We start from the raw sequence: 11,457 nt of genomic DNA, 5'->3' as shown, positions 1-11,457 counted from the left end.
AATGAACCGGCGAGTTACGTTCCCGTGCAAGGTTAAGGTGAAGAGCTGAAGCCGCAGCGAAAGCGAGTCTGAATAGGGCGAGTTAGTACGTGGACGTAGACCCGAAACCGGGTGATCTACCCCTGTCCAGGGTGAAGGTGCGGTAACACGCACTGGAGGCCCGAACCCACGCATGTTGAAAAATGCGGGGATGAGGTGGGGGTAGCGGAGAAATTCCAATCGAACCCGGAGATAGCTGGTTCTCCCCGAAATAGCTTTAGGGCTAGCCTCGGAATAAGAGTCGTGGAGGTAGAGCACTGATTGGGTGCGGGGCCCGCAAGGGTTACCAAGCTCAGTCAAACTCCGAATGCCATAGACTTGGTTCCGGGAGTCAGACAGTGAGTGCTAAGATCCATTGTCGAAAGGGAAACAGCCCAGACCATCAGCTAAGGTCCCCAAGTGTGTGTTAAGTGGGAAAGGATGTGGAGTTGCACAGACAACCAGGATGTTGGCTTAGAAGCAGCCACCATTGAAAGAGTGCGTAATAGCTCACTGGTCGAGTGACTCTGCGCCGAAAATGTAACGGGGCTAAACACGCCACCGAAGCTATGGCTTGATGCTTTGCATCAGGGGTAGGGGAGCGTTGAATGCGGGTTGAAGGTGTACCGTAAGGAGCGCTGGACTGCATTCAAGTGAGAATGCCGGTATGAGTAACGAAAAGATCTGTGAGAATCAGATCCGCCGAAAGCCTAAGGGTTCCTGAGGAAGGTTCGTCCGCTCAGGGTAAGTCGGGACCTAAGGCGAGGCCGATAGGCGTAGTCGAAGGACAACAGGTCGAAATTCCTGTACCACCGTAATCCGTTATGAGCGATGGGGTGACGCAGTAGGGTAGTGACGCGGACTGATGGATGTCCGTCTAAGCAGTGAGGCTGGTGTGTAGGCAAATCCGCACATCGTAAGGCTGGGCTGTGATGGGGAGCGAAAATTACAGTAGCGAAGGTCATGATCTCAGACTGCCAAGAAAAGCCTCTAGCCAGGAGAAGGTGCCCGTACCGCAAACCGACACAGGTAGGCGAGAAGAGAATTCTAAGGCGCGCGGAAGAACTCTCGTTAAGGAACTCGGCAAAATGACCCCGTAACTTCGGGAGAAGGGGTGCCTCGGTAGGGTGAATAGCCCGAGGGGGCCGCAGTGAAAAGGCCCAAGCGACTGTTTAGCAAAAACACAGGTCTGTGCGAAGCCGCAAGGCGAAGTATACGGGCTGACGCCTGCCCGGTGCTGGAAGGTTAAGGGGAGTGGTAAGTCCTTTTAGGGCGAAGCTATGAACCGAAGCCCCAGTAAACGGCGGCCGTAACTATAACGGTCCTAAGGTAGCGAAATTCCTTGTCAGGTAAATTCTGACCCGCACGAATGGCGTAACGACTTGGGCGCTGTCTCAACGAGAGATCCGGTGAAATTTTAATACCTGTGAAGATGCAGGTTACCCGCGACAAGACGGAAAGACCCCATGGAGCTTTACTGCAGCTTGATATTGAATTTGGGTACGATCTGTACAGGATAGGTGGGAGCCTAAGAGACTTGAGCGCCAGCTTGAGAGGAGGCATCCTTGGGATACCACCCTGATCGTATCTAGGTTCTAACTTGGTACCGTGATCCGGTACGAGGACAGTGTCAGGTGGGCAGTTTGACTGGGGCGGTCGCCTCCTAAAGAGTAACGGAGGCGCCCCAAGGTTCCCTCAGAATGGTTGGAAATCATTCGAAGAGTGCAAAGGCAGAAGGGAGCTTGACTGCGAGACCTACAAGTCGAGCAGGGACGAAAGTCGGGCTTAGTGATCCGGTGGTACCGCATGGAAGGGCCATCGCTCAACGGATAAAAGCTACCCTGGGGATAACAGGCTTATCTCCCCCAAGAGTCCACATCGACGGGGAGGTTTGGCACCTCGATGTCGGCTCATCGCATCCTGGGGCTGAAGTAGGTCCCAAGGGTTGGGCTGTTCGCCCATTAAAGCGGTACGCGAGCTGGGTTCAGAACGTCGTGAGACAGTTCGGTCCCTATCTGTCGTGGGCGTAGGAAATTTGAGAGGAGCTGTCCTTAGTACGAGAGGACCGGGATGGACGTACCGCTGGTGTACCAGTTGTTCCGCCAGGAGCACCGCTGGGTAGCTATGTACGGAAGGGATAAGCGCTGAAAGCATCTAAGCGTGAAGCCCCCCTCAAGATGAGATTTCCCAATTAGTAAGACCCCTTGAAGACGACGAGGTAGATAGGTTGGGGGTGGAAGTGCAGTAATGCATGGAGCTGACCAATACTAATCGGTCGAGGGCTTATCCTAAGTATAGGACGCAATGGAGTTTCGGATCCAGTTTTCAGGGTGTAACACCTTGAAGGTATGTAGAAGATACATACGATAAGCGCATGGCTATTCATTTACACGATTAGTGATGAACTGAATATCCATACGGAAGAATTTGTTTTACAAATTCATGTTTGGTGGCGATAGCGGAGGGGTTCCACACGTACCCATCCCGAACACGACCGTTAAGCCCTCCAGCGCCGATGGTACTTGGACCGCAGGGTCCTGGGAGAGTAGGACGTCGCCAAGCAAATCTTTATGATTATTATTCCCTGATAGCTCAGTTGGTAGAGCACTCGACTGTTAATCGAGTTGTCACAGGTTCGAGTCCTGTTCGGGGAGCCATATGGAGAGGTGTCCGAGTTGGCCGAAGGAGCACGATTGGAAATCGTGTAGGCGCCAAAAGCGTCTCGAGGGTTCGAATCCCTCTCTCTCCGCCAGATATTATTTATTGTTAAGGCCCGTTGGTCAAGCGGTTAAGACACCTCCCTTTCACGGAGGTAACAGGGGTTCGATTCCCCTACGGGTCATAATATGGAGGCTTAGCTCAGCTGGGAGAGCATCTGCCTTACAAGCAGAGGGTCGGGGGTTCGAGCCCCTCAGCCTCCACCATTTTCATTATATAGAATTCCCTAATATTATCGCGGGGTGGAGCAGTTCGGTAGCTCGTCGGGCTCATAACCCGAAGGTCACAGGTTCAAATCCTGTCCCCGCAATTAATTTCCCTAAGGAAATCCTTTTGGAACTGTGGTGTAGAGGCCTAACATGCCTGCCTGTCACGCAGGAGATCGCGGGTTCGAATCCCGTCAGTTCCGCCATTTTTACAAAGTTATATTACCCTGTTGGGAGCCATTAGCTCAGTTGGTAGAGCACCTGACTTTTAATCAGGGTGTCGAAGGTTCGAGCCCTTCATGGCTCACCATTCATGAATTTATATGTCATGGATATCATTGTATTGCGGACGTGGCTCAGCGGTAGAGCATCGCCTTGCCAAGGCGAGGGTCGCGGGTTCGATTCCCGTCGTCCGCTCCATATTTGCGCCCTTAGCTCAGCTGGATAGAGCGTTTGACTACGAATCAAAAGGCCGGGAGTTCGAATCTCTCAGGGCGCGCCATTTAACTTCATAAGCCGGTGTGGCGGAATTGGCAGACGCGCGCGACTCAAAATCGTGAGGGAAACCGTGGAGGTTCGAGTCCTCTCACCGGCATGTATTTCGGGATGTAGCTCAGCTTGGTAGAGCACCTGGTTTGGGACCAGGGGGTCGCATGTTCAAATCGTGTCATCCCGATTCAAAAGGAAAGTCGCTTGAAGAAGCGGCTTTTTTTGTTATATTTTTTGTCTTTTTTTGTATAAATCAGTAATCGTCAGGTCACACTAACACAAAAAGTGGGACGGAAGGGATTACTGTGAAGCGATTAAGCTGGAAAAAACAAATTAAACGACGCTGGAAGCACTGGAGAAGAACGGTGTGGGCCTGTACTATTTTTGGATCGGCTTGTTTGCTGGCAGGTTTAGGTATCCTGTTTTCACGTTATATGCAGACTATGCTGTCACAGTCCCTTGCTACTACCGTTATGGCGGACGTTGATACGGAGGAGCCTTCACACACGAGTCAGGCTGAAGTGCATTCCTCGCAGGTGCAGGTATTGCAAAGTATCCGTGCTTCTGGCATCAGCAGAAAGACTCATTTGTTAACTACCTATGTGTGTGGCACAGAGACACTTTCCTTGGGAACGTTAAGTTCGCAGCAGTTAGAGAGTTTGCTGAAGCAGCATCCCGATTGGAAGGGACGGTTCAATTCCAGGGGCGAGGTGTGGCTGGAGCGTAAAGTGGAGGATTTGTCGGAGTTATGTAAACAGCACGCCTACATGGGTATTAGTATGGATGGACAGCTTACTTTGTTTGAAGGACCGCCTAAAAAAGAAAAAGTAATTCGGACTTTCTTTCAGCTGGATGTGGGATCAATGGAAACGGCTCTGCCCGAGGGAGTGTATGAGCAGCTCCAGCAGGGAATCCGTGTGCAGGATATGAACGAATACAACAGCGTGATCTCCACTTTTGGTGATTTTGCGGTGGAACGAACACAGCGGGTATTGAAGCAGCAATATTGATTACATGCAAGTGGGAGGCGTGTGGCTTTGCCCGGGGGGTGAGGCGTACAACGTCTCTTTTTTTGTGCTGAACTTAAAGTTAAACTTTTTACTCTATTAGATGCAAAGTTTTGTTATAATGAAATGAACGACACATATGTTCGCTTTGTTTACTATTTGGCAATGATTATGGCTTTGATATTGATCGTTGATGGCTAGTTAACTCCGTATTTTGGCGATAGGGGAGAGATTTTTTTGCGTTTTCTAGGAATTGATCCGGGTATTGCAATTGTGGGCTTTGGATTTGTGGACAAGATTGGCAGTAAGGTGGTTCCTGTTCAATATGGCTGCATCCAGACGGAGGCCCATACACCGGAAGAAGAGCGGTTGCTTCATGTGTATGAAGGCATGCTGCAATTGATTGATAAATATAAGCCTGATGCGGTAGCGCTGGAGAAGCTTTTTTTTAATCGTAACGTAACAACCGCAATGTCTGTGAGTCAGGCGCGTGGTGTGCTGGTGCTGGCTGCGAAACAACGTGGTCTGCCTATAGGGGAATATACGCCTATGCAGGTGAAACAGGCTATTGTAGGTTATGGAAAGGCTGAGAAGAAGCAGGTACAGGAAATGGTTAGAATGTTTCTGAAGCTTCAAGTTGTGCCCAAACCGGATGATGTGGCGGATGCTTTGGCAGTGGCTATTTGTCATGCGCATTCATATGGACTAAATTCAAAGTTAAATGAGGTATTGCGAAAATGATAGATTTCTTGCGTGGTTCTGTGGCTCACTTGGAAAATGAATATGTCGTTTTGGATGTGCAGGGTGTCGGGTACCGGGTATTTTGTCCGAATCCTTATGCCTTTGCCAAAACGGAAGGGCCGATTGTCATCTATATTCATCATCATGTAAGGGACGATGCCACTTTACTGTTCGGGTTTGCGACTCGTGAGGAACAGCAGTTGTTCCGTAAGCTGATTGATGTATCCGGCATTGGGCCGCGTGTGGCGCTAGGCATCTTGGGAGGCGGTACACCTACTCATGTGGTAACGGCAATCTATCAGGAGAACATCGCATTTCTCACCAAACTGCCTGGTATCGGTAAAAAGACAGCACAGCGCATGATTCTGGATTTGAAGGATAAGCTGGATGGCATCGGTTCAATCGGCATTGCTACGGGATTGTTTGCGGAGCCTGTCGTGGAAGAGGGCGAGGGTTCCTATTGGAGCGAGGCACGAGAAGCGCTCAAGGCGTTGGGCTACACAGATGCAGAGCTTGATAAGGTATGGAGCAAAATGAAGAAAGATGCGAAACCTGATGAATCTGCCGATATTTTAATGAAACGGGCTTTGCAACTGTTGTTTGCCGGATAGGACGATGATGTCCGTTAAAGAAGTCTGATGAAAAGGAGGAGCGATGGAATATGGATGACCGGATTATTTCCGCCAATTTGATGATGGAAGACCAGACGGCGGAGCTAAGCCTTCGCCCCCGTTATCTGAATGAATATATCGGGCAAAATCAGGTAAAAGAAAATTTGAAAATATATATTGAAGCGGCCAAAATGCGTAAAGAGGCGCTGGATCATGTGCTGCTGTACGGCCCGCCTGGATTGGGCAAAACGACGCTCGCCAATATTATCGCCAATGAGCTTGGTGTTAATTTACGCACGACCTCAGGCCCGGCAATTGAAAGACCTGGGGACCTGGCGGCGTTGCTGACTAATCTTCAAGAGGGCGATGTTTTGTTCATTGACGAGATACATCGCCTGCACCGTACGGTGGAAGAAGTCATGTATCCGGCAATGGAGGATTTTGCTCTGGACATTATGATTGGTAAAGGCCCGAGTGCGCGTTCGGTTCGTCTGGATTTGCCGCCCTTTACGCTTATAGGGGCTACTACGCGCGCTGGGCTGCTTTCTGCGCCGTTGCGTGACCGATTTGGTGTCATTAGTCGGTTGGAGTTCTATACGACAGACGAGCTGGCCTACATCGTATCAAGGAACGCAGATATTATGGAGATTGAGATTGTCGGGGATGCGGCCGAGGAAATTGCATTGCGTTCACGGGGGACACCACGGATTGCGAATCGGCTGTTAAAAAGGGTACGTGATTTTGCCCAAGTTGCAGGAGACGGTATTATTCATTCGGAGCTGGCCGCAGAGGCGTTGAAGAGATTGCAAATTGATCCGCGCGGACTGGATGAAATTGACCATAAAATGCTTAAGGCGATGATTCATTCATTCCGTGGCGGACCTGTGGGATTGGATACAATTGCAGCGACCATTGGCGAAGAAAGTCAGACGATCGAGGATGTGTATGAGCCATATTTGTTGCAAATCGGCCTTCTGCAAAGAACGCCGCGGGGACGGATGGTGACTCCGGCGGCCTATGCTCACCTCGGAATTCCCATGCCAATGGATTCACGGTGAGCAGGGAGTGTGTACTTTTATCACATGAGAACAGGCAGTATCGCCTCATACACAGAAAAACATACACAGAAAAATGTAGCTGAAATTAGTTCTTAACGTGATTACAGGGCTATGTACTCGTATGATATTGTGAGACGAATGGTATGGAAAAAGAGAGTGCGTGAATTATGATTTGAGCGGGTTCAAGTTTAGCCGTATTTCGCCGATGTATTAAAAGGGACAGGTATGAGTCAAGTTCCCGCCAAATCATGCAGTATGCGTGCTATGACAGCCAGAAATGGGGGAGCCAGAAATGAGTGAAAAGGCGTTGAATCAAAACACAATTTTCGGCACATGGGCGGGTCGGGCCAAACGGGCAATAGCGGCTATAGTATTAGCTGTAGTTTGCCTGCCTTGGTATCCGACTGTTCACGCCGCTGCCACCCAAGAGGATATTCGTGTAGTGATCTTTGCGGATCTGGGCAGCAAATATAAAGCGACTACACCCGCTGTTACCTTGAAATCATCAGGGGGTTTGAGTGTCGGACAAAACAGTGGGGGCAGCTTTCAGGCCTGGACGAGACTTCCGGACAGCACAGCACGCTTTAGTGTAGACAGCTATCGGGTGAAGGTACTTGAAGGTAATGAAGCGGCTGCGATAAAAGCGGCTCAAGTGTTGCAGAAGACCAATGATAAACCGACGGTTTTTATTGGCTCGAAAAACGGTAGCTCCGTCTATCAGGTGTATGCGGGAATATATGCGAGTGAGCAGGCGGCGCAGGCCGCTGTACAGCGCATTTCTACTGCAGCTGGAGCACAGGCCGAAGTTACGGGGAACAAGCATTGGTCTACAGGGAACTATGGCAGTGAGCAAGAGGCCAATCTCGTCCGAACGACGATTGCTGCCGCAGGTTTTGATGCTTTTACCGTAGTTCAATCGAGAGGTCAATATGCTGTCTGGATCGGTGAAGAGAGTAATGACAGCAAGTTGTCCGCTTTGAAAACAGAACTGGAAAGCAAGCAACCGCGACTCACCCTCTCTAAAGTCAACGCTACTCAAACTGGACTGATTGTGAGACAGGAAGCAGGAGTAACGACAGGCTCTCAGGTGATGACTCATTACGTGCTGAGTGGTTCTGATAATAGCAAGGTTATTGTCAACGGAGGCAACGATGGAATTCAAGTGGTTGAGAGATCACAGCGTACATATCGTGGAGACATGGAGATTGGCATGACGTCAGGACAGCTAGCGCTAGTAAACGAAGTGCCGTTGGAGCAGTATTTGTATTCCGTGGTAGGAGCTGAAGTCTATTCCTCATGGCCGGGTGAAGCGCTCAAGGCACAAGCGGTAGCGGCTCGCAGCTATGCGCTTGCCCAAGGCAATCGTTTTCAGATCGGGAACGTGGTGGATGGAACGTTAAGCCAGGCTTATAACGGCAAAGGCTCGGAGCATGCAAATGTTAGCGAGGCTGTAGATGCAACCGCTGGTGAAGTGATTAAAAGTGGTGGCAAGGTGGTTGAAGCTGTATTTTCGTCCAATGCGGGCGGCGTTACAGCGGATGCTTCCGAGGTGTGGAACAGTGGCGGCGAAGCGTTTGCCAGCGTAGATAGCTCTGGAGATACTTCGGCGCAAAAAGGAGCACAGGAGTGGTATCACGTGCTTCTCTCGAGCGGAAAGACAGGCTATATCCGAGAAGATAACGTTAAGGAGCTGGAGGGAGTCACAGAGGCGGGGCTAGACAAGGTCACCGTGACTGCTGAAAATACCAATGTGCGTCCCATTCCTCAAATTCAATCAAACGTGACAGCAGTAGCCAAGGTACAACCGGGTGAAGAAATGATTGTATTGGAAAAGGTACCTCAATCTGGAGACTACGCATGGGTGCGGGGACCCTTTACGGCTGCTCAGCTTGTAAAATCCTTGCAAGGGAAAGTAACGGGCACAGTACCGTCCTCTATTGACCATCTCGATGTCACCAAACGCGGTCCGTCTGGACGAGTGCTGGAGGTTGAAGCGAACGGATCGCCTTTAAAGGTGAAGTATCCTGATATGTATCGTTCAGCGATGGGCGGATTGCCGAGCACGCTGTTTGATATTGCGAGTACCGGCAGTTATACTGTATTAGGCGCTGATGGGGCTACTACTCATGTAAATGGTGCACAGGGAACTACAATCCTGTCGGCATCAGGGAGCAGCACTTCCGGTGGTAACGGGGTGATCGTCATGAATGAAGATCGTCATGCGCGAGTCATCGACAAAACGCAGAGCTTTATTTTTACAGGCAAAGGGAATGGTCACGGTTTGGGCTTGTCACAATGGGGAGCCAACGGTTTGGCTGATCAGGGGTATGATTACAAGAAAATTTTGCAACACTATTACAAAAATGTGGATATAGTTAAGGACTGACCAATATATGAACGTAAACGATTACGATTTTGAATTACCTGAAACATTAATTGCACAGACGCCTTTGCTTGATCGAAGTGCTTCCAGACTGCTGACGTTGAACAAGGGTAGCGGTGAAGTGGATCATCATACATTTTCAGATATTGTGCAGTATCTTCAACCGGGCGATACGCTGGTGCTAAATGATACGCGAGTGATTCCTGCACGCTTGTTTGGTATCAAGGAAGACACGGGAGCTAAGGCCGAGGTGTTACTGCTCAAGCAACTGGAGGGTGACCGATGGGAAGCATTGGTAAAACCCGGCAAGAAGCTTAAAAAGGGCGCGGTCATCGTTTTCGGTGATGAGCTGAAGGCGGTCATTGAGGAAGAAGGCGATATGGGCGGAAGAGTGCTTTCATTCTCATATGAAGGTATTTTTCAGGAGATATTGGATCGTCTTGGGCAAATGCCGCTTCCACCGTATATCAAGGAGCAACTGGATGACCGTGAGCGTTATCAGACGGTTTATGCCCGGCATGAAGGCTCAGCTGCGGCTCCAACCGCAGGATTGCATTTTACAGAGGAATTGCTGGACCGAATTAGAGAAAAGGGTGTTTCCATTGCTTTTGTCACCCTTCACGTCGGTTTAGGAACGTTCAGACCCATGTCTGTGGATACGATTGAGGAGCATGTGATGCATGAAGAATATTACTCATTGTCACAGGAAACGGCAGATGTGCTGAATGAAACCAAAGCGCGTGGCGGAAGAGTCGTGGCGGTGGGGACAACCAGTTGTCGGACGCTGGAGACGGTGGGCAATACATTCGGTGACGGACTATTACAGGCCAGCAGCGGCTGGACGCAGATTTTCATTTATCCAGGTTATGAATTCCGTGTGGTAGATGCGATGATTACGAATTTTCATTTGCCTAAATCCACATTGGTTATGCTGGTCAGCGCACTGGCGGGCAGGGAGAATATTATGCATGCTTACCAGGAGGCGATTGACCAGGAATATCGGTTTTTCAGCTTTGGGGACGCAATGTTCATTTATTAATTAAGGATGGTAGAGAAAATATGGCACCAGCAATAAGATACGAACATATTAAAACCTGCAAGCAATCGGGAGCCCGTCTCGGGCGTGTGCATACACCTCACGGGGTTATTGAGACACCAACCTTTATGCCTGTAGGGACACAAGCTACAGTTAAAACGATGAGTCCTGAGGAACTGAAAGAGATGGATGCTCAAATTATTTTGAGTAATACGTACCATCTGTTTCTTCGTCCTGGTCACGATATTATTCGTGAAGCGGGTGGGCTGCACAAGTTTATGAACTGGGATCGTCCTATTTTAACGGACAGTGGCGGGTTTCAAGTGTTTTCATTGAGTGAAATGCGTAAAATTACGGAGGAGGGCGTTCATTTTCGCTCTCATTTGAATGGAGATAAGAAGTTTCTTTCGCCAGAAGTGGCAATGGAAATTCAAAACTCGCTCGGCTCGGATATTATGATGGCCTTTGATGAATGTCCTCCTTTTCCGGCTGAATATGAGTATGTGAAAAAGTCGTTGGAACGCACCAGCCGTTGGGCTGAGCGCTGTCTGGAGGCGCATGCGCGTCCTCATGATCAAGGGTTGTTTGCTATTGTTCAGGGAGGGATGCATGAAGATCTGCGCAAGCAGAGCGCGGCGGATTTGACTTCCATGGATTTCCCGGGGTATGCTATTGGTGGACTGAGCGTAGGTGAACCGAAGCATTTGATGTATGAAGTGCTGGATTATACGCTTCCTCTGCTTCCCACTAACAAGCCACGCTATTTGATGGGCGTAGGTTCTCCGGATGCCTTAATTGAAGGCGCTATCCGTGGTGTGGATATGTTTGATTGCGTACTTCCAACACGAATTGCTCGCAACGGGACAACGATGACCAGCCAAGGCCGTCTTGTCGTTCGCAATGCCCAATATGCAAGAGATTTCGGCCCGCTTGATCCGGCTTGTGATTGCTATACCTGTCGTAATTATTCACGTGCTTACTTACGACACTTGATTAAAGCGGATGAAACCTTCGGGCTCCGACTGACAACGTATCATAATTTGCATTTCTTAATTCAATTGATGCGCAATGTCAGACAAGCGATTATGGATGACAGACTGCTTGATTTCCGCGATGAATTTTTTGAGCAGTACGGTCTTCATGATAATGATAAAGGTTTTTAAGTTTTAGGGGAGAGTATACGAAAGGGG

At 49.6% G+C, this 11,457-nt stretch carries 7 protein-coding genes, 11 tRNA genes and 2 rRNA genes (1 of these 20 running past the window's edge); all 20 read left to right on the top strand.

Going from position 1 to position 11,457, the window contains the following annotated elements; translation table 11 throughout:
• Positions 1-2,309 (top strand): 23S ribosomal RNA (locus QMK20_RS19835); it begins 619 nt to the left of the window's first position.
• A gap of 154 nt (positions 2,310-2,463) precedes the next feature.
• Positions 2,464-2,580 (top strand): 5S ribosomal RNA (gene rrf / locus QMK20_RS19830).
• A gap of 19 nt (positions 2,581-2,599) precedes the next feature.
• Positions 2,600-2,675 (top strand) — tRNA-Asn (locus QMK20_RS19825).
• 3 nt (positions 2,676-2,678) lie between these two features.
• A tRNA-Ser gene (locus tag QMK20_RS19820) sits at positions 2,679-2,770 on the top strand.
• Positions 2,771-2,788: 18 nt separating this feature from the next.
• Positions 2,789-2,860 (top strand) — tRNA-Glu (locus QMK20_RS19815).
• 6 nt (positions 2,861-2,866) lie between these two features.
• Positions 2,867-2,942: transfer RNA gene (locus QMK20_RS19810), tRNA-Val, on the top strand.
• 30 nt (positions 2,943-2,972) lie between these two features.
• Positions 2,973-3,046 (top strand) — tRNA-Met (locus QMK20_RS19805).
• 25 nt (positions 3,047-3,071) lie between these two features.
• Positions 3,072-3,148: transfer RNA gene (locus QMK20_RS19800), tRNA-Asp, on the top strand.
• Between the two features lie 28 nt (positions 3,149-3,176).
• Positions 3,177-3,252, top strand: a tRNA-Lys gene (locus tag QMK20_RS19795).
• Positions 3,253-3,287: 35 nt separating this feature from the next.
• Positions 3,288-3,362 (top strand) — tRNA-Gly (locus tag QMK20_RS19790).
• A 5-nt stretch (positions 3,363-3,367) separates the two neighbouring features.
• A tRNA-Arg gene (locus tag QMK20_RS19785) sits at positions 3,368-3,444 on the top strand.
• A gap of 13 nt (positions 3,445-3,457) precedes the next feature.
• Positions 3,458-3,537 (top strand) — tRNA-Leu (locus tag QMK20_RS19780).
• 7 nt (positions 3,538-3,544) lie between these two features.
• A tRNA-Pro gene (locus QMK20_RS19775) sits at positions 3,545-3,618 on the top strand.
• Positions 3,619-3,736: 118 nt separating this feature from the next.
• Positions 3,737-4,441, top strand: a complete 705-nt coding sequence (locus QMK20_RS19770; RefSeq protein ID WP_283652986.1) for a BofC C-terminal domain-containing protein — start codon at positions 3,737-3,739, stop codon at positions 4,439-4,441.
• 234 nt (positions 4,442-4,675) lie between these two features.
• Positions 4,676-5,179, top strand: a complete 504-nt coding sequence (gene ruvC, locus QMK20_RS19765) for a crossover junction endodeoxyribonuclease RuvC (RefSeq protein ID WP_014282985.1) — start codon at positions 4,676-4,678, stop codon at positions 5,177-5,179.
• Positions 5,176-5,790: a Holliday junction branch migration protein RuvA gene (gene ruvA, locus QMK20_RS19760; RefSeq protein WP_283652985.1), complete on the top strand. Its 615-nt coding sequence runs from the start codon at positions 5,176-5,178 to the stop codon at positions 5,788-5,790. Before ruvC ends, ruvA begins: the two co-directional genes overlap by 4 nt.
• A gap of 50 nt (positions 5,791-5,840) precedes the next feature.
• Positions 5,841-6,848 (top strand): Holliday junction branch migration DNA helicase RuvB, encoded by a 1,008-nt coding sequence (gene ruvB, locus QMK20_RS19755; RefSeq protein ID WP_283652984.1) that lies wholly within the window; start codon positions 5,841-5,843, stop codon positions 6,846-6,848.
• A 292-nt stretch (positions 6,849-7,140) separates the two neighbouring features.
• On the top strand, positions 7,141-9,234 hold the full coding sequence (locus QMK20_RS19750) for a SpoIID/LytB domain-containing protein (RefSeq protein ID WP_283652983.1): 2,094 nt from the start codon (positions 7,141-7,143) through the stop codon (positions 9,232-9,234).
• 7 nt (positions 9,235-9,241) lie between these two features.
• On the top strand, positions 9,242-10,270 hold the full coding sequence (gene queA, locus QMK20_RS19745) for a tRNA preQ1(34) S-adenosylmethionine ribosyltransferase-isomerase QueA (RefSeq protein WP_283652982.1): 1,029 nt from the start codon (positions 9,242-9,244) through the stop codon (positions 10,268-10,270).
• Between the two features lie 20 nt (positions 10,271-10,290).
• The gene (tgt, locus tag QMK20_RS19740; protein ID WP_014282980.1) at positions 10,291-11,430 is read left to right on the top strand and encodes a tRNA guanosine(34) transglycosylase Tgt; all 1,140 of its coding nucleotides are present in this window, start codon (positions 10,291-10,293) and stop codon (positions 11,428-11,430) included.
• Positions 11,431-11,457 lie beyond the last annotated feature (27 nt).

The organism is Paenibacillus sp. RC334, assembly GCF_030034735.1.
GTDB lineage: Bacteria > Bacillota > Bacilli > Paenibacillales > Paenibacillaceae > Paenibacillus > Paenibacillus terrae_A.
Note: the sequence above shows the minus strand (reverse complement) of the source record. Positions and strands in the feature narration are given on the sequence as shown.